The following is an 18,227-nucleotide window of genomic DNA, read 5'->3' on the forward strand; positions in this document are numbered from 1 at the left end:
ATTATCTTTATCTTTGTGACTATGATGGTTAAACTATATGCAGATGCTCCCAACTACAAGGAGCTGGCAGAGGTCATGCAGGCTCTGCGAGATGGAGAAGTGATTATCTACCCCACCTGCACGGGCTATGCTTATGCGTGCGATGCTCTACAAGCCAGATCCGTCGAGAAGATTTGTAGCCTCAAGGGCATAGACCCAAAGAAGAAATCTCTTTCTATTATGTTTGCGGGACTGAGCGACGTGTCGGAGTACTGCAGGCTAAATGATCGTGCTTTTAAGTTCATCAAGGAGCATACGGGCAACTATACGTTTATCCTGCCAGCTGCAAGTTCGCTCCCCAAGATTTATAAGAATAGGAAGGAGGTCGGCGTACGCCTTGCCTCTCATCCAGTCGGACGATTGATCCTAGAGGAGCTAGGCAATCCTCTTATTGTTAGCTCTCTGCCGCTCTCCGATGACGACGACCCAGAGTACGCATCAGACCCCGAACTAATTCAGGAGCGCTTCGGCGGGCAGATTGGCTGTATCATCGACGGAGGTATTGTGGAGATAGAGCCCTCTACGATTGTAGACTGTACAGAGGAGCCTTTTGAGATAATCCGCTTGGGGTCTGGACGTATAGACGCCGATGAGCCAGCACTCAGTCGTGATTGATAGTTGCTTATAAAGATAGAGGTATGGTGCTTAACTATATTTTTGTTGGCTTCTTTGTCATTGCCTTTGTGATGGCTCTAGGTCATCTGTTCTTGACGGGAGATTTTCTGATCTTTGAGCGGATTATGAAGGCTTGTTTTGACCAGTCCAAAAATGGGTTCGAGATCTCGCTCTATCTCACGGGAGTACTTTGTCTTTGGTTGGGCTTGCTCAAAATAGCTGAGCGAACTGGGATTATCCAGACTTTGGCCTCTTGGGCTTCGCCTCTACTTAGCATCTTATTCCCTTCGGTTCCCAAAAATCACCCAGCCATGGGGAATATCTTCATGAATATCTCGGCCAATATGCTGGGGTTGGATAATGCGGCTACACCTCTAGGGCTCAAAACAATGGAGAGCTTACAGTCGCTCAACCCCCGCAAGGAAGAGCCTACCGATGCGATGCTGATGTTTCTTGGACTCAATGCTAGCGGCCTGACGATTATTCCTTCGTCTGTAATCGCCTTTCGAATGCAAGCAGGTGCAGTCAATCCTGCCGATGTTTTTTTGCCTATCCTTATGGCAACTACTGCCTCAACGCTCGTAGTAATGCTCTTGATGGCGATCAAGCAGCGCATCAATCTCTGGCGTAGGCCTATGATTATGTTTCTGCTGGTGGTATTGTCCTTGTTTGCTAGTATTGTTTGGCTAGGTGCTCAGCTCCCTCCCGAGGAGTTTAGCCGTATCAGTACGGGCATCTCGTCCATGGTGCTTGTAGGGATTATTTTAGCTTTCGTCTTCGGTGGAGTGCGCAGACGTATCAACGTCTATGAGAGCTTTATCGAGGGAGCAAAGGAAGGCTTTTCTACGGCGGTTGGTATTATTCCTTACCTTATTGCGATGCTTGTAGGGATAGGTGTCTTCCGGGCATCGGGAGCCATGGATCTATTTGCCGAAGGGCTTTTGTCGCTTTTCGAGAGTCTTGGCTGGGATAGTCGATGGGTAGAGGCACTGCCTACGATGCTGATGAAACCACTTAGTGGCAGTGGAGCTAGAGGGCTCATGGTCGATGCCATGCAGACACATGGGGCAGATAGCTTCGTCGGTCGCTTGGCTTGCACAGTACAAGGTGCGAGTGATACGACTTTCTATATTATAGCGCTCTATTTCGGAGCTATTGGTATTAGGCGTACAGCCTATGCCGTACCATATTCATTGCTTGCAGACCTCGCCGGAGCAGTGACCGCTACTCTCGTAACTTATCTATTCTTTGCCTAGCTTTTACATAGCTTTTGTGAAACTAATAGCCTTCTTGATCAATTGAGAGGCCGTGGAGATATGGACATTTGTCGTGCTTTCCCTCCTTGTGCTACTCCCTTTCTGGGTAAATGCTTGCTCATTAGTAGGTAAATCTGTATTTTCGCAGTGGATTTGTCAATTTCAAATAATAACGGATTACTAGACTTGTAAGTGGAGTATAGAGGAGCGTGCTTGAGTAGGGTTTATGCGCTCCGGTATTTCTTCATCTATTCTTCACGTTTTCATCAATCAGAGCAATACTAAACACTCTAAAGCACTATGGCCTTTACAAACAACGTGATGATTGTACGCCACCGTCTGCTGGCCGATCTCGTACGTCTATGGAAAGACGAAAAACTGGTTGAAGACGTTGACCGACTTCCTCTACGCCTTAGCCCTCGCAATGCTAAACCTCGTGGGAGATGCTGTATCCACAAGGAACGTGTAGTTTGGAAGTATAAATCCCTGCCCTTACTAGGCTACGATATGAGTGACGAAACCGATGAGCTGACACCTTTATCTGACTATGTACGTAGAGCGCTTGAGCGTAAGCAGGTAGAGAAGGATAACATACTCTGCGTGATTGATGAGGCCTGCTCGTCTTGCGTTCAGGTAAACTATGAGGTGTCTAATCTATGTAAAGGCTGTGTAGCTCAGAGTTGCTCGACCAACTGCCCCAAGGACGCTGTAGATTTCAAACGCAATGGTCAAGCGGAGATTGATCATGACAAGTGCATCAGCTGTGGTATCTGCCATAAGAACTGTCCTTACCATGCCATTGTTTATATCCCTGTTCCCTGCGAAGAGGCTTGTCCCGTTAAGGCCATTAAGAAAGACGAGAACGGCATCGAACGTATAGATGAGAGCCGCTGTATCTACTGCGGCAAGTGTGTGAACGCTTGTCCCTTCGGTGCAATCTTCGAGATCAGCCAAACCTTCGATGTCTTGCAACGCATTCGCAATGGTCACAAGATGATCGCTATCCCTGCCCCCTCGGTACTCGGTCAGTTCAAGACCACAATCGACAAGGTCTATGGTGCACTCAAGGCCATTGGCTTCCACGATGTGATCGAGGTTGCTCAAGGTGCTATGGACACAATCAGCAACGAGGCTCACGAGCTACTGGAGAAACTGGAGGAGGGGCAACCCTTCATGACTACGTCTTGCTGTCCCGCCTACATTGAGCTTACAGAGAAGCATATCCCCGATATCAAGCCTTTCGTCTCTCACACTGGGTCGCCCATGTACTATGCCGCACGCATAGCCAAACAGCAGCATCCAGATGCCGAGATCGTATTCATTGGTCCATGTCTAGCTAAGCGTCAGGAGGCTAAGCGAGATGAGGCCGTAGACTTCGTTTGGACATTCGAGGAATTAGCTGCCATTCTAGATGGTATGGGTGTAGAGCTAGAGGAAGCAGATGGATTTGCTCCAGCGTTTACTTCAGTGCGAGAGGCTCATGGGTTTGCTCAAGCTGGAGGCGTTATGGGTTCGGTGCAAGCGTACCTCAAGGATAAGGCGAAGACTTTCACTGCACTCAACATCGCAGATATCGATCGCAAGAATATGACACTGCTTCGCTCGGCAGCCAAGACAAAGAAAGCTCCAGCGCAGTTCATTGAGGTAATGGCATGCCCCGGCGGATGTATCACGGGGCCTTGTGCTCACGGAGATACCGCAGCAGGCACTCGACGCCTTGTGGCAGAGCTAGCCAAGCGCAAGGAAACCTACGCAGATATGGAGACTGTTTAGCTCCAGACTATATAGATTCGATAACATTTGGATCAACTAATCAAACGTCTTAGGGACGAGCGAACGCTTCCAGAGGAGGATCTCCGCATACTGCTTAGTGCAGAGGACGATGCTTCTCTGGAAGCGCTTTGTTTACAAGCACGCCAAGTCCGAGAGCAGTATTATGGACTCAAGGTCTATATTAGGGGATTGATTGAGCTGACTAATATCTGCAAGAACGACTGCTACTACTGTGGTATTCGTCGTAGCAATCGAGATGTGGTACGTTATAGATTGAGCCACGAGCAGGTTTTGGAGTGCTGTGCGCATGGCTATGGGCTAGGGTTCCGAACCTTTGTTCTTCAAGGGGGCGAAGACCCTTACTGGACGTCGGATAGACTGGTCACTCTGATACAGGAGATACGTCAGAGCTATTCCGACTGTGCCATTACACTCTCTATCGGTGAGTGGAAGAGAGTAGACTACGAGACGTTTTATGCCGCAGGGGCCAATAGATTTCTGCTGCGTCACGAGACATTCGACCCCGAACACTATGCCGTGCTTCACCCGAGAGAGATGTCAGCCGAGCATAGGCAGCATTGCCTCAGACAGCTCAAGGAGATTGGCTTCCAGACGGGTACGGGGATTATGGTCGGCTCACCAGAGCAAACCATCGATCATTTGATACGAGATATTCGCTTCATCGAGGAGCTCAAACCACAGATGATTGGGCTTGGTCCTTTCCTCCCACACAAGCAGACACCTTTTGCTGGCAAACCTGCTGGCTCGCTACAGCTGACGCTTAGGCTCCTCGCTATACTTCGCCTGATGCACCCCGAGGCATTGATCCCTTCTACGACAGCTCTAGCTACCTTACACCCTGAGGGTAGATTGCATGGTATCCTCGCAGGGTGCAATGTCGTGATGCCTAATCTATCGCCACTTGAGCAACGAAAGAAATACGAACTCTACAATGACAAAGCTGCTCTAGGTGCCGAAGCCGCTGAGGGTTTGTCTCTCCTTGCCGATCAGTTGGCTTCTATTGGCTACGAGCTCTCCTATGAGAGAGGCGATAGCTTGAGGTAATTTCTTGTATCTTTGTTGCAATTGACACCCATCGGTGTATAAAGATTGAAATATGAATACATTCAATAGATGGACTTGTGTGCTGGCTCTTGGGCTAGCCTTGGGGGCTTGTAAGGGTAGTGTTGGTTCTACGTTTGTGCAAGCATCGGGTGGCCCCGGAGAAGTAATGATCGTGATGGAGAATGAACTACTCGATAGTACACCAGGCGTACAGATTTTGCAGATGCTCGATCAGGCTGCTCCCGCCTTACCTCAGGAGGAACCTATGTTTACCATCGGGGGTAGAGTGCCAGCGCCGAGCTTCAAAGGTGCTCTGCAATACTTCCGCAATATCATCATCGCTACGATAGACCCCGAGCGTTTCTCTACCACCGCGCTCAAGTACGGCTACGACGAATGGGCTAGAGGGCAGCTCGTCATACGTATGCAGGCTGCCTCAGCCGACTCTCTTCAAGCGTATATCACTCGCAACGAAGAACCCATCATGAATATGCTTCTGCGCCACGAGCTATATAGGTTTGGCTCTATCGTAGAGGAGGAGTTCAGCCAGAGAGCCACCGAGATGGTGGACAGTCTGTTTGCTCACAAAATCAATGTACCTAGAGATATTAGACACTACAAAGTAGGGGATAACTTCCTCTGGATGAGTAATGCTAATATGCGTCGTCGTCACGATATACTTGTCTATAGCTTCCCCTACACTTCCAAGGCCGATATTGGGCTAGACCGTTTGGTCGAGGTCAGAGACTCTGTACTCAAAACCAATATCCAAGGTGAGTTTGAGGGAACTTATCCCAGCACAGTGCGTACGGGACTTGTCTACCGCAAGGTAATGATACCCAACGCTCAGCCTAGAGGCGAGATGCGTGGTCTATGGCAGATGGAGGGCGGCGCTATGATGGGAGGCCCATTCGTTTGTCATGCGTACATAGATCCCAAGACCTCTCGTGTATATGTAGCTGAAGGGTTCGTGTATCACCCCAATGAAAACAAACTCAACCTGATCCGAATGATGGAAGGAGCCCTATACAGCTTCCGACCTAGAACTGAGAAGTTTGAAGCTAAAAGTATCCTAGAGAGTACCTATACCAAGGCGTTCTAGAGGAGTTTAACTAATAAAGTATGGAGAATAAGAAAATACGAGTGGCCATTAGCCACGGAGATATCAATGGTATAGGTTACGAAATCCTTTTCAAGATCTTTGCCGAGGAGCGTATCTTGGAGCTATTCACCCCCGTTATCTATGGTTCAGGCAAGGCTGCTGCCTTTTGGCGCAATCATTTGTCCCTCGAGGCCGAGCCTTGGCATTTGATACATCACGCCGACGAAGCTAAAGACGGTTGCGTCAATCTGATTGATTGTGCTGGAGAGGAATGTCATGTTGAGCCCGGTCAGCCTACCGAATATGCTGGTCAGTTGGCTCTGGCGGCTCTGGAGCGTGCGACCGAAGATGTAAAAGCAGGGCGTTGCCACGTGCTCGTTACAGCTCCAACCAACAAGAGCGTTATGCCACGTGATCGCTTCCCTTACAACGGGCATACCCAATACTTAGAAGCTGTAACAGCGAAAGATGCAGGTAAGAGCTTGATGCTCCTGTCTTGTCTAGACTGCCGAGTCGCACTTGCTACGGGGCATATACCAGTATCTAAGATTGCGTCGGTACTTACTTCAGAGCTTATCGCTGAGAAAGTGCGGCTACTGGAGGCTGGTCTGAAGCGTGATTTTGGTATCGTCAAGCCTCGTATAGCAGTACTTGGGCTCAACCCTCATGCTGGAGACCGAGGTCTTATGGGTAACGAAGAGCAGACAATCATCACTCCTGCTATAGAGCAGCTGAGTAGTGAGGGGATTATTGTCTTCGGTCCTTATCCTGCCGACGGCTTTTGGGGTGGCGATCGTGCTGATGCTTTCGATGGCATTCTGGCTATGTATCATGACCAAGGTTTAGCTCCGTTTAAGGCGTTGTACATGAGCGAAGGTGTCAATAGTACACTCGGTCTGACCATTGTGCGTACCTCTCCAGACCATGGTACTGGCTACGATATAGCAGGTCAAGGCAAGGCTTCGCCAGACTCTATGCGAGCCGCTATCTATCAAGCTATTGACATCTACCGAGCTCGCAGTGCTTACGAATACTCCAGACGCAACCCACTAAGACGTACCTACCACCACAGAGGTCACGACGACGAGAAGCTAGACCTTACAGCCCACGAGGAGGACTATTAGTCTACTAGTCTATCTTCGTTTCGGGGATAACACATACATCTATATGAGCCAACTAAAAGTATATGTGGCTAGTGCAGGCGCGGGTAAGACACACAGTCTTACCCGCGAATACTTACGTCTAGCCCTACAAAAAGACTTTCGAAGCATACAAGCAGTGACCTTCACGAATAAGGCGACGGAGGAGATGAAGCAGCGTATCTTGCAGGAGTTATACGCCATTGCCACGCAGGAGGTAGAGCAAGGGAAGCGACGCTCCCCATTTTTCGATGAGTTGTGTGCCGACCTACACTATTCGCCTAGCGAGCTCAAGGAGCGAGCAGCCGCTTGCCTACGTGGGCTATTGCTGGACTATAGTAGCTTCAGGATCAAAACTATTGATGCCTTTTTTCAAGAAGTTCTTAGAGCATTCGCTCGTGAGCTCAATTTGTCGGGAGGGTTTCGCTTAAGTCTAGAGAGTGAGCAAGCCCTTGATGAAGCTGTTGTCGCCGTATTGGCTGAGCAGGATACACTAAATGCCAAAGATGATGTTCAACAGTGGATTATCCAGCTGGCACGTGAACTAATCTTGCGAGGCAAGGGACATAATCTGAAGGCTGCAATTGGTCGCTTGGCTAGAGAACTCAAGCGAGAAGATGTCAAGAAGCTAAGTACTGGCGGCCAGCTACCCTCTCGTGAGATGCTCAAGACCTTCAAAAGACTACTGGCTCGTAGAGAGCGAGAGCTGGAGCAAGCATTACTCAAACTTGCCGAGGTTGTACTAGAACACCTGAGTACTCTCGGGATTGTTGTCGAAGATTTAAGCTACACGACAGGTGGTGGGTTATCTCCTTTTTTCAAAATCCTAGATGCTGCTTCCGAACTTAAAAACTTAATCTCCTCTGAGCGCTTCGATCCTACGCCCAAGCGCTTTCTAGACGCACTCGAAGATCCTAGCACTCTGATCTCCAAGTCTAAAGCTGAGCTGCGTGACAAGCGTGCTCTCCTTGGAGCTGACGAAGAGCTACGTGGGCGCCTCCTTTTATATCAAGACAGTATCAATAAAATCAGTCCTGAGCTACTGAGCATATATAGCATGCAAGACTTACTAGATAGCTATGGGCTGATTGCAGAGGTGGATCGCAAACTCAAGGAGATACAGAGAGAGAACAACGCTATGCTGCTGATGGACGCACCTGCTTTCATAAACCGAATACTGTCCGATCGCAGCGGCGTGAACTTCATTTACGAGAAGATAGGCACACGCATCGATCATCAGATGATAGACGAATTTCAGGATACGAGCCTACTGCAGTACGAGAATTTCTTGCCTCTGCTCGAGGATAGTTTGGCCTCGGGGCACGATAACCTAGTGGTGGGTGACGTCAAGCAGAGTATCTACCGCTTCCGCAATTCGGATAGTAGCCTCTTGGGCAAACGTGTTTTTGACGATTTTGTCAATACTCACAAGATTACTCTGGCGGAGAACTGGCGTAGTACACCCGAGGTTGTTGGGTTCAATAACCAACTGTTTGCCTCACTCGCTCGCCAGCTTACGGCTCATTATGCCGATCTGATTGCTGAAGTAGCAGCCCAAAACTCCACGATTAATCTAGAGCAGACGGCTCCCTTGGCTAACCTTTTTGTCGATTACTATGCAGATCTCGTGCAGAGCGTGCCCTCTGCTCGTGCCGATCGCAAGGGAGCGGTCGTCTTGCACCGCTATACACTTGTTGGCAACGAGCAACCCCAAGATCAAGATACAGACGCATACAGCGATGATGAACATACACAAGTAGAGGAGGCAAATTGCATCGAAGAGCATCTCTTGAGCTATCAGCTCCCCAATATGCTTATTGACCTACAGAAGCGTGGATATAAGCCTAGTGATATAGCTATTCTAGTGCGCAACCAAAGCGAAGCAACTGCCATCGCCGAATTGCTTGAGCAGGCCACCGGGGAGTTGCTTGAGGGCGGTCTCTACTCCTTGGATCTACTATCGGCTGAAGCGCTCTTGCTGAGCAATGCGCTCTCGGTGCGCCTAGCTATTGCAGCACTTGGCTACATCTCTGCTCCCAACTCCAAGGAGGCTTTGTTCCTATTGCAAGAGGTACACCACCAGCTCTACCCAGAGAGCGGAGATAGCCGACAGATAGATCCTAAGATACTTGAGGCTATACAGCAGGCTGGGCGCAAGAATTTGTACGAAATGGTTGAGAGCATTTTCTCTATCTATCAAGATCGACTTGATGCTGGCGAAGTCATTCATCAGATTAAGTTGCTTGATATTGCCCTAAACTTCCAGCAGGATCTCTCGGCTGATGTAGCCGATTTCCTCAAGATGTGGGCTAGGCGAGGGGATCAATATAGGCTTACTGTACCAGAAGATGAGCGTAAAATACGTCTAATGACTGTGCACAAATCCAAAGGGCTAGGCTTCCCCGTAGTACTATTACCCTTCCCATCGTGGGAGCTGATACCACGAACATCTAGCAAACAACCTATACTCTGGTGTCGAATGCCTCTTTCCTTGGGCGAAGATTTGCCCGAGTATGTCCCAGTACAGTACCGTAGGTTGCTGCTGAAGACTCACTTCGCCAAGGAATACCTTGTTGAGTCGATCAATATGTCTTTGGACGCACTCAATCTATTTTATGTTGCTACCACAAGGGCCAAAGCTGAGCTACATATTTGGTTGCCTGATCAGCAAACCTCCAATGAAAAGAAGCTCAACTACCTACTAAGGAGCAAGTCTGGTAGTCCGCTGACGATTTTAGCTCTGCTAGAAACAGCTCTAGGCGAAGAACTCCCTTGCATAGAGCGTCTGTTGGATATGCCTCTAGAGCTATCTAATATCTCTCAATACTATTGGTCCAATCAAGCTGAGCAGACTGACGAAGGCTTCGTACATCTAGACCAACTCCATACCTATCCTATCGGTGAGCGTATAGAGATTTTGCGTGAAGGCCTGAGTTACTTCGACGAAACGAACCCCCGACTCTATGGTTCGCTCATGCACTATGTACTCTCAGAGATCGGTACAGCTGATGATATTCCTCAGGCACTGCTTAGGGCAGAAGGGCTCGGATTGATGCGAGCGGAGCATCGAGAGGCATATACGCACGACCTAAACCAATGGCTATCTGGGTTGGAGCAGCAACGTTGGTTCGATGGCTCTGCACGTGTTTTGAGAGAGCTACCTATCGTAGGGGGAGGCATAGACGGTAGTAAACGTCCTGATAGGGTAATGATTTACCACGATGGCTCTGCCGAGATCGTCGATTATAAATTTAGCAAATCGAGATGGCAGTACCGCAAACAGCTCCAGACCTATATGGATTTGTTGAGTAAAATGGGTTACAATCCCGTCCGTGGCTACGTTTGGTATCCCATAGAAGGACGAATAGACCCGATCGAATAGCTAATAATATGGAGGGGCTGTGTCAAAATTCATTTCTGGCACAGCCCCTTTTAAGATGTTTAGAATGCGCAAACTATAAGGCGTTAAGACTGAAGCTAACGGGAGCATACTGAAGTATGTAACCGAAGCCGACGACAAAGTCCGTGCGGAGTAAATATCGAAAGCAATATAGAAATTTTTGTATTATGAAACACCGCCTTTTTATATACTTTCAATTCAGCTACTAATAATGGATAAAACACTCTGTCTTCATCGGATAGGTCATCATATATATAAGCCAAGAATCTAAAATCCCTTCACAAAGATTAATACGCTATTATGTAGCTTAATCTTATTTAGTTTAATAGAGGAGGTTAGATATATTAGACCGATAACCTACTAGAATAACTTCATTTATTTAGAAGAAAAAGTTCTATTAGTTATAGAAAAAACTTGTACATCTAGTATATAAAACTATGTTTCTAGCCTTGAAATGTATATTTCCAATCTTGATTTATATGTTTCCAACTTTGAAATGTATATTTCAAGGCTTGGTTAGAAATTTTAGTTCTTATGTTTTCAACTTTTTCTAGTATGTTTTGTAACTTTATCTTCTAATAAAAACAAGTTTTTTGTGTTATAAATCTACTAGTAACCTAAATCAAATAAGTAATATGGCTAAATATATTATGCAAGAAATGCCGAGTATGAATGGCGATAAGGACGTGATACGCTACCCAAGAATGCTAATTGAGCATCATTGTAGTGTGAAACAAATTGCTCAAGAAATAGCTGATATTACAAGCTTTAGTAAGGGAGAAGTTGAAGGATTAATCTACTCTATAACTGAGCATATAGCTGATAAACTGGCTCAGGGATATTCAGTCAAGATAGATGGATTAGGTATTTTCTCAACTAAACTTAGACTTCGTCAAGGGTTTGAGCCAGAGAATATAGAAGGAACTAAACGCAATGCTGCTAGCCTAGAGGTTTCGGGTGTTAGTTTTCGTTCCAATAAAGAGCTCGTCCGACGTATCAATCAATCTTGTCACCTAGAACGTGCTCAAACACCTACATACAAGAAACATACCCAAGGGCAGGATCAACGCCTTGAGAGGCTTCGTGCCTATCTATCAGATCATGGTTTCATTAAGGTTAGGACTTATGCTAGTATAATGGGGTTATCTCGCTCATCTGCTAGTCGAGAGCTTCAAGCCTTTCGGAGGAATAAGCATATCGTTAGTGTAGGCTATTCCCCTCATAATTTCTATATACTGCCCAAGAATCAAGATTAGAGGCTATAGAGCTCTAGCAAGAACCTTCGTAGATACCAGATTAGGACTTAAGATTAAGACGCTTTAATCTCATTGCTAGATAGATGATTTTTATTGTTTTTTTGAGAATATATCTATCTTTGTTATGAGCGAATTTAGAAAACTGTCATTCACCTAAAATTTAACTTATTATGAAACTAAGAAAACTATTAGCTTGGAGCATGGCTATGTTCATTCCCCTTTGTCTGTACGCTCAATCACCTAAGATTGATATGCTCAAGACAGGTATCCCATGGGCTCCTATGGGGGTTTCGTCTAATGGCAGATTTATCTGTGGAACGAAGCAGTATCAAGAAGCATATATTTTCGACTCAGAGACTAAGAAATTGCATAAGGAGGCATGTAATGGGAGCAAGTCTCAGCTTCTTTTCCGTAGTATAACTAACGATGGTACCGTTGCAGGCTTGACAGATGACGGCCAGCCCGGTTTGTTTAAAGAAGGGAAGTGGTTTTTGCTCCCAACTCCAGCTCCCATTTTTGGCGATGCTTCATCTATTTATGCCATCAATTCAGACGGAAGTAAGATCCTTGGGCAAGTGGCAGTTAAGCCAGATATTAGTAAGCCTTTCGAAGTTATCCCCACGCTTTGGACGCGTCAGAGCGATGGTACTTATAAGCATGAATCTCTTCCTCAGCCTGATAATGTCATAGAGGGTAAGCCTCAGTTCGTTTCCCCTAGGCAAATGTCCGAAGATGGAAACACAATTTTAGGTTTGGTCGTAAGCAAGTCGGGCAAGTATTATCTGCATATCCTATACGAACGCCAGCCAGATGGAGCATGGGCATATAGCATCCCATTTTTATCTATTTTCTGTGACATGAGTAAGTACGATCAGATTGTGTCGAAAAAACCTGATATGAAAAAAATTATTACGGCTAAGCTAGGCACTCCGGAGTACTTCAAGCAGATTGAGGAGTTTCAGAAGGCAGATGCTAAGTGGAATTACGAGATGTTTACAGTCTGGCAAACAGGTAAAGAAGTCTATCCCTTACCAATTGTTATGAGTGAGAATGGTCGATATATTGCCTCTGCTTGGGTACAGAAAACTTATAAGTATAAAGAAGGAGACATTAAACTGGAGAAATATCAAGAGAATTATCCTGTCTTGTACGATATCAAGGAGAAGGTATTCATTCATTTCCCAAGCCTAAAAGACTACTCGCCTATCAGAGTAACTAACGATGGAATGGCTATGGCAGTAGATAATGAGGTCGTTTATATCATTGATCCGAAAGAGCCTGACGAACCCCAACTTCTACAGCAATGGGTCAAAAACAAGTATAACTTCGACCTGATGGGCAAATTGCCTAAACAAACCAAGTATATACGCGAGCCAATTATCAATGGAAACGGTGATATCATCGCTTGTAAGTACATCACTATGGGACCAAACAATAAAGTAGCCCTGCAAGATGTCTTCTGTCTCAAGTTGAATAAAGAGTCCTCTGTCGATCGAGTAGAAGAGAGCCTCGTTCTAAAAGCAAGTCCTAATCCAACGAAAAATATAATACAGATAGAGGGTGCAAAGCCTCAGACAGAGGTGAGTATCGTCACAATGCAAGGTGTCGTGGTGCTGGTCAAGCAGACGGATGAGGTTGGTGCTGCCACGATTGACTTATCTACTCTGTCATCTGGGCTATATGTATTGCGTACAGACGGTACCAAGGGTATTATGATTAAGAAAGAGTAGTTACGCCGAAGTCATTTCAAAGTAAAGCCCCCATTAGAACGCAATCACTTCTAATGGGGGCTTTACTTGAGGCTAATAGTATCTAGAGCGACTTATTCATCGGCTAGAGTTTGGAGCATTTGTCGTAGCTCTGTGAGCAACTCGTGGCAGGTTTGCTCTACAATCTCTGCTCTATTACCAGAGAGATGTAGCAGGCGGCTTGAGGTTTTCTCTCGATAGCTTAGGGCAATCCAGACTGAGCCGACGGGTGTTTGTTTCGTCCCTCCAGTGGGCCCTGCTATACCCGTTGTTGCCAAGCCAATATCTGCCTTGATGAGTTGGGTTACACCGCAGGCCATAGCTTCTGCCACTTCGTTGCTGACGACAGTGTGTTTTGTGATCAGATCAGCTGACACACCGAGCAGAGAGGTCTTGCAGTCGGCCGAATAGGCTATTACTCCCGAGCGAAAAACATTAGACGCACCAGAGATAGAGGTTAGCAAACTAGCCAAGCGACCGCCTGTACAGCTCTCTGCTGTGGCTAAGGTTAGCTTTGTTTTCAGGCAAAGCGTTTGGATACGTTCAATCAATTCCTCCATCTTGGGCATTCGTATTACATCGTTACTCTAGCGAAAGGTACTGCGTCCATCGCTGTTGTTCGGCCAGCCTTGAGGCTAAAATAGCCAGTCATAGCGACCATAGCAGCGTTGTCGGTCGTGTAGGCGAACTTGGGAATGAATATCTTCCAGCCATATCTGCGGGCATGATCTTCAAAAGCTGCTCTCAGACCAGTGTTGGCAGATACTCCGCCCGCTAGAGCAACTTGCTTGATGCCTAGCTCTTTGGTGGCAAGGCGGAGCTTCTTCATTAGGATCTCGATGACGGTGGCTTGTAGCGAAGCGCATAGATCAGCCTTACGTTCCTCCACGAAGTTGGGATTCTTCTCTAGTTCGTCGCGTAGGGTGTAGAGGAAAGAAGTCTTTAGACCGCTGAAGCTATAGTCATATCCCGCCACATTTGGTCTAGCGAAAGCAAAGGCTTTGGAGTCGCCTTCGTTCGCTAAGCGGTTCACGATTGGGCCGCCGGGGTAGCCAAGTCCCATCACTTTGGCGCACTTGTCGAAGGCTTCGCCCGCTGCATCGTCGATGGTTTGCCCTATGATCTGCATCTCCTCTGGACTTTTGACGAGAATGATTTGCGAATTGCCACCCGAGACGAGTAGACAAAGGAAGGGGAAGTCTGGCTCATCGTGTGCCTCGCCTTCCTCCTGAATGAAGTGCGCCAGCACATGAGCATGCAGATGATTGACCTCAACCATTGGGATTCCGAGCGATAGTGCGAGGCCTTTGGTATAGTTCACGCCTACGAGAAGAGAGCCTAGCAGACCGGGTCCACGAGTAAATGCGATTGCATCAATGTCCTTGAGCGTCAGCCCGGCTCTAGATACTGCTTCGCTAACTACTGGTACGATGTTCTGTTCATGTGCACGAGATGCCAATTCGGGTACTACACCTCCGTAAGCTGTATGTACCGCCTGCGAGGCAATGACGTTGGAGAGGAGCGTATGCCCACGCAGTACGGCAGCAGAGGTGTCGTCGCATGAGCTCTCGATGCCTAGCACTACGAGGTCATCGCGCCTTGTATCTATGTTTTTTTTCATTTGAGTTTTGTGTCTTTTAGTAACCAATCCCGGTCAGAACTTTGTTCGTTGCGCCAGTTTTGCTACGCACATAGCTCCCTGCGGCAGCTCCTGCATGGGCACATACTTGTTCGCAAGCGAGCAATTCGTCTAGCACTTTGGCTAGATCTGCAGCATCATTGACTATCTTGGCTCCTTCACAAGCAACCAATTCTTTGGCTTCTACAAACTTGTCGATCCTTGGGCCGAAGAGTACGGGAATACCATATACGGCAGCTTCTAGTGAGTTATGAATGCTTCGCCCGAAACCTCCACCGATGTATGCTATATCCCCATACCTATATATAGAGGATAGTAGGCCAAAGCAGTCTATGATTAGGCAGTCGGGTTGCACCTCTGCACTCCCCGCCAGCTCACGGCTCTGCTGCTGTGTATAGCGTGCATAGGGGCGCTGGAGCTTTGCCTCTATGCTCTGTAGATGCGCTTCGTCTATCTCGTGAGGAGCGATGATCAGACGCATCTTGGGCGTTCGGTTGAAGTAGTCAATCAAGATGTCTTCGTCCATAGGCCACGTACTCCCAGCTACGAGGATTGTGCCACCTGCCTCTCTGAAGGCTGATGCCGAAGCAATATCCTTAGCCTGTGCAGCAATATCTACCACTCTATCGAAGCGAGTATCTCCAGTAGTACTAATATGACTAACACCATGAGCTTGAAGCAGAGCCTTAGACTGATCCTCTTGCACGAAGATATGCGTAAACAGCTTCAAGAGGCGCAGGTACCAACGACCTAGTGGGTGGAAGAAGAATTGATCTGAGCGGAAACTTGCCGACACCAAATAGGTCGGGATATTTCTTTGTTGCAAGGTACTTAGCATCGTCGGCCAGATATCATACTTGATGAATATCGCCACATCGGGTCGTGCTAAATCGAGGAATTCATTGACTCGTTGGGCATAATCAGCTGGTAGATACACCACTGCATCAGCTCCCGAATAGCTGTGCCGTACGTTGTAGCCCGACGGACTGAAGAAACTTACGAGTATTTGGCACGCTGGATCTCGTCGCCGAAGCTCCTCCATCAGCGGACGCCCCTGCTCAAACTCGCCGAGAGAGGCTGCATGAAACCAAATCGTCTTGCCATTGGGATTGATCCTATCCTTGAGACGTTCGGCTGTCTCGCCACGTCCGACTATGATTTGCTTGGCCTTGGGATGCCATAGAGCAGCCAAACGCATCCCAAGATGAGTAAGAATCCCCGTTAGACTGAATAGGGCCTTCATTATCCCAATGTGCGAACTGCCTGCTCTAGGCGTGCGATCGTTTCTTCACGACCGAGCATCGCCGTAATATCAAACATGTGAGGGCCTTTGGCTTCTCCTACGATAGAGAGGCGGAAGCAGTTCATCACAGCGCCCAGACCATACCCAGCCTCTTCGATCCATTGCTTGACCTTAGTTTCAGTTTCCTCCGTAGGTAGCGCTTCTGGGAGTGTCAGTAGCAGATCTCTAAGCTCAAGCATTTGCTTAGCGCTATCTTCTTTCCAGCGCTTTCGGGCAGTCTTTTCGTCGTAGCTCGTGGGGCGCACGAAGATGAAGCTAGACTGCTCCCATAGTTCGGGGATTAGCTGGCAGCGTTCTTTTACTAGAGCCACAGCCTTAGCTACATAGTCTAGATCAGCCTGTATGTTATGCTCGGCTAGAGTAGGGGAGAGTAGCTCGGCGAGTAGGCGATTGTCGGCACTCTGAATGTAGTGGTGGTTGAACCAACGCCCTTTATTGTAGTCGAACTTAGCTCCTGCCTTGCTACATTTCTCTAGGCTAAAGAGCTTGATTAGCTCGTCCATAGATAGCACTTCACTGGCTTCGCCACCCGGATTCCAGCCTAGTAGCGCTACGAAATTGACCACAGCCTCGGGTAAATAACCACTCTCACGATAGCCCGATGATACCTCCTCGGTCTTAGGATCTACCCAGAGAAGAGGGAATACAGGGAAGCCTAGACGATCGCCATCACGCTTGGATAGCTTGCCGTTGCCGTCGGGCTTGAGCAGTAGAGGAAGATGTGCAAAACGAGGCATCGTATCTTCCCAACCGAAAGCGCGGTAGAGCAGCACGTGTAGCGGAGAGCTTGGAAGCCATTCCTCACCTCTGATTACATGGCTGATCTTCATCAAGTGGTCGTCTACGATATTAGCCAAGTGGTAAGTCGGTAGATCGTCGGCACTCTTGTAGAGCACCTTGTCGTCTAGGATCGAAGAGTTGAAGGTAACCTCGCCTCGGATAATATCACTTACGACAACCTCCTCGTTGGGCTCGATCTTAAAGCGTACAACGTACTGCACTCCCGAGGTGATCAAGGCATCGACCTCTTCTTTAGGCATAGACAGAGAGTTGCGCATAGATAGTCTGGTGGAGGCATCGTACTGGAAATTGTCGATCTCCTTGCGTTTAGCCTCTAGCTCCTCTGGTGTGTCGAATGCAATGTATGCTGCACCTCGGTCTAGCAGCTGCTGTACATAGACACGGTAGATATCTCTGCGCTCACTCTGACGATAAGGGCCATTTTCGCCCCCGTAGCTAACGCCTTCGTCGAACTTGATTCCTAACCACTCCAGAGCCTCGATGATGTATTCCTCAGCGCCCGGAACGAAGCGTTGGCTATCAGTATCCTCGATACGTAGGAGCATATCACCTCCGTGACTACGAGCGAATAGGTAGTTGTATAGGGCTGTACGTACACCTCCGATGTGTAGTGCACCAGTTGGGCTAGGCGCAAATCGTACTCTTACTTTTCTATCAGACATAACTATGATGTTCTTTTTCTATGTTGTATGCTTGGTTCTTATAAACCACGCAAAGGTACTGATATTCTCTCAACTTTGACTTTAGGACACAAAAAGGGACTGTGGCAAAAACTAATTTGCCCACAGCCCCTTTCCTTTATCTTGGTTCTAGGTTTGTTGCAGGGTCAAGGTAAAACCTTGCTGAAGCACCCAATATTGGGTGCTTCAGCACCTATTATAGTGTGCATTCGCACCCAGTATAAGGTGCAATACGATGCTTTTCCCTTTCGAAAAATAGCGTTAGAAGAAACACAATCTGAGACCGTTGCACGGCATTTTGCCTCTTTTCGGCTAGAAACGTTGTATATATCTCTGATTATTACTATCTTTAATATGTAATTAACTGTATCGACATGGCAACTAAACCAACCGAACCAGCTCCGAGCTTCC

13 protein-coding genes are annotated in these 18,227 nt (G+C 47.5%); 9 read left to right on the forward strand and 4 right to left on the reverse strand.

Annotated elements, in window-relative coordinates:
* Window positions 1–21 precede the first annotated feature (21 nt).
* The 9 genes from HQ48_RS00095 (at window position 22) to HQ48_RS00135 (ending at window position 13,375) form a co-directional block, all read left to right on the forward strand.
* A complete protein-coding gene (locus HQ48_RS00095; protein WP_044231094.1) occupies window positions 22–654 on the forward strand; it encodes an L-threonylcarbamoyladenylate synthase in 633 nt (210 codons plus the stop codon).
* A 23-nt stretch (window positions 655–677) separates the two neighbouring features.
* Window positions 678–1,910, forward strand: coding sequence for a nucleoside recognition domain-containing protein (locus tag HQ48_RS00100; protein WP_044231118.1), 1,233 nt, complete (start codon window positions 678–680; stop codon window positions 1,908–1,910).
* A 300-nt stretch (window positions 1,911–2,210) separates the two neighbouring features.
* A complete protein-coding gene (locus tag HQ48_RS00105; protein ID WP_044231095.1) occupies window positions 2,211–3,683 on the forward strand; it encodes a monomeric [FeFe] hydrogenase in 1,473 nt (490 codons plus the stop codon).
* Between the two features lie 27 nt (window positions 3,684–3,710).
* On the forward strand, window positions 3,711–4,748 hold the full coding sequence (gene hydE, locus HQ48_RS00110; protein WP_044231096.1) for a [FeFe] hydrogenase H-cluster radical SAM maturase HydE: 1,038 nt from the start codon (window positions 3,711–3,713) through the stop codon (window positions 4,746–4,748).
* Window positions 4,749–4,800: 52 nt separating this feature from the next.
* On the forward strand, window positions 4,801–5,850 hold the full coding sequence (locus tag HQ48_RS00115; RefSeq protein WP_044231099.1) for a DUF4837 family protein: 1,050 nt from the start codon (window positions 4,801–4,803) through the stop codon (window positions 5,848–5,850).
* A 20-nt stretch (window positions 5,851–5,870) separates the two neighbouring features.
* Window positions 5,871–6,974, forward strand: coding sequence for a 4-hydroxythreonine-4-phosphate dehydrogenase PdxA (gene pdxA, locus HQ48_RS00120; RefSeq protein WP_044231101.1), 1,104 nt, complete (start codon window positions 5,871–5,873; stop codon window positions 6,972–6,974).
* 43 nt (window positions 6,975–7,017) lie between these two features.
* Window positions 7,018–10,371, forward strand: coding sequence for an exodeoxyribonuclease V subunit beta (locus tag HQ48_RS00125; RefSeq protein WP_044231104.1), 3,354 nt, complete (start codon window positions 7,018–7,020; stop codon window positions 10,369–10,371).
* A 653-nt stretch (window positions 10,372–11,024) separates the two neighbouring features.
* Entirely contained in the window at window positions 11,025–11,645 is a 621-nt protein-coding gene (locus tag HQ48_RS00130; RefSeq protein ID WP_052408885.1) for an HU family DNA-binding protein, read from the forward strand.
* Window positions 11,646–11,815: 170 nt separating this feature from the next.
* Window positions 11,816–13,375, forward strand: a complete 1,560-nt coding sequence (locus HQ48_RS00135) for a T9SS type A sorting domain-containing protein (protein WP_081969662.1) — start codon at window positions 11,816–11,818, stop codon at window positions 13,373–13,375.
* A 92-nt stretch (window positions 13,376–13,467) separates the two neighbouring features.
* On the opposite strand, the gene HQ48_RS00140 is transcribed toward HQ48_RS00135, so the two are convergent.
* From HQ48_RS00140 to gltX, 4 genes are read right to left on the reverse strand one after another with little or no spacing between them, the layout of a single operon-like run.
* On the reverse strand, window positions 13,468–13,953 hold the full coding sequence (locus tag HQ48_RS00140; RefSeq protein ID WP_044231121.1) for a CinA family protein: 486 nt from the start codon (window positions 13,951–13,953) through the stop codon (window positions 13,468–13,470).
* Window positions 13,954–13,967: 14 nt separating this feature from the next.
* A complete protein-coding gene (gene tsaD / locus HQ48_RS00145) occupies window positions 13,968–15,014 on the reverse strand; it encodes a tRNA (adenosine(37)-N6)-threonylcarbamoyltransferase complex transferase subunit TsaD (protein WP_044231108.1) in 1,047 nt (348 codons plus the stop codon).
* Between the two features lie 16 nt (window positions 15,015–15,030).
* Window positions 15,031–16,275 carry a 3-deoxy-D-manno-octulosonic acid transferase gene (locus HQ48_RS00150; RefSeq protein WP_044231109.1) on the reverse strand — a complete coding sequence of 415 codons (1,245 nt, stop codon included), beginning with the start codon at window positions 16,273–16,275 and terminating at the stop codon, window positions 15,031–15,033.
* The gene (gene gltX, locus HQ48_RS00155) at window positions 16,275–17,798 is read right to left on the reverse strand and encodes a glutamate--tRNA ligase (protein WP_044231110.1); all 1,524 of its coding nucleotides are present in this window, start codon (window positions 17,796–17,798) and stop codon (window positions 16,275–16,277) included. The genes HQ48_RS00150 and gltX overlap by 1 nt, the downstream gene beginning before the upstream one ends.
* Between the last annotated feature and the right edge of the window lie 429 nt (window positions 17,799–18,227).

The sequence above is a fragment of the Porphyromonas sp. COT-290 OH3588 genome, from assembly GCF_000769075.1.
Taxonomy (GTDB): domain Bacteria; phylum Bacteroidota; class Bacteroidia; order Bacteroidales; family Porphyromonadaceae; genus Porphyromonas.

What these genes read in the sequence shown, in the direction of transcription:
- HQ48_RS00135 (WP_081969662.1), top strand. Translation starts at nt 11,816, where the DNA reads ATGAAACTAAGAAAACTATTAGCTTGGAGCATGGCTATGTTCATTCCC.
- HQ48_RS00125 (WP_044231104.1), top strand. Translation starts at nt 7,018, where the DNA reads ATGAGCCAACTAAAAGTATATGTGGCTAGTGCAGGCGCGGGTAAGACA.
- gltX (WP_044231110.1), bottom strand. Translation starts at nt 17,798, where the DNA reads ATGTCTGATAGAAAAGTAAGAGTACGATTTGCGCCTAGCCCAACTGGT.
- HQ48_RS00140 (WP_044231121.1), bottom strand. Translation starts at nt 13,953, where the DNA reads ATGGAGGAATTGATTGAACGTATCCAAACGCTTTGCCTGAAAACAAAG.
- tsaD (WP_044231108.1), bottom strand. Translation starts at nt 15,014, where the DNA reads ATGAAAAAAAACATAGATACAAGGCGCGATGACCTCGTAGTGCTAGGC.
- pdxA (WP_044231101.1), top strand. Translation starts at nt 5,871, where the DNA reads ATGGAGAATAAGAAAATACGAGTGGCCATTAGCCACGGAGATATCAAT.
- HQ48_RS00150 (WP_044231109.1), bottom strand. Translation starts at nt 16,275, where the DNA reads ATGAAGGCCCTATTCAGTCTAACGGGGATTCTTACTCATCTTGGGATG.
- HQ48_RS00105 (WP_044231095.1), top strand. Translation starts at nt 2,211, where the DNA reads ATGGCCTTTACAAACAACGTGATGATTGTACGCCACCGTCTGCTGGCC.
- HQ48_RS00095 (WP_044231094.1), top strand. Translation starts at nt 22, where the DNA reads ATGATGGTTAAACTATATGCAGATGCTCCCAACTACAAGGAGCTGGCA.
- HQ48_RS00100 (WP_044231118.1), top strand. Translation starts at nt 678, where the DNA reads ATGGTGCTTAACTATATTTTTGTTGGCTTCTTTGTCATTGCCTTTGTG.
- HQ48_RS00115 (WP_044231099.1), top strand. Translation starts at nt 4,801, where the DNA reads ATGAATACATTCAATAGATGGACTTGTGTGCTGGCTCTTGGGCTAGCC.
- HQ48_RS00130 (WP_052408885.1), top strand. Translation starts at nt 11,025, where the DNA reads ATGGCTAAATATATTATGCAAGAAATGCCGAGTATGAATGGCGATAAG.